The 405-nt window shown below is 66.4% G+C and carries 1 protein-coding gene; it reads right to left on the reverse strand.

What is annotated here, in order from left to right; translation table 11 throughout:
• Positions 1–405 (reverse strand): PPE family protein (locus AC5Y3Z_RS25525; RefSeq protein WP_473140395.1); only part of this gene is annotated, 405 nt, incomplete at both ends.

Below are 405 nucleotides of genomic sequence, written 5' to 3' on the forward strand. Positions count from 1 at the left end.
TCCGGCCAAGTCAAGCGGCGGCGCACTGAACGGGGTCAAGCTGGCAGCCACCGCCGTCGCACCCGAGTGATACCCCAGCATCGCAGCCACATCCTGGGCCCACATCTCCACGTAATCGAACTCGTTGGCGAAAATCGCCGGCGTATTCAACCCCAGGAAATTCGTCGCAATCAACGTCATCAACGAGACCCGGTTCGCCTCCACCGCCAACGGATGCACCGTGGCCGTCAACGCCCCCTCAAACGACGACGCCGCCGCCCGCGCCTGGGACGCAGCCGCCTGAGCCTGCGCCGCCGCAGCCCCCAACCAGCCCACATACGGCGTCGCCGCAGCCGCCATCGACACCGACGCCGGACCCGCCCACGGACCACTGGCCAAACCCACGATCACCGAATCGAACGAATT

This window comes from Mycobacterium sp. NGS61 (assembly GCF_059812325.1).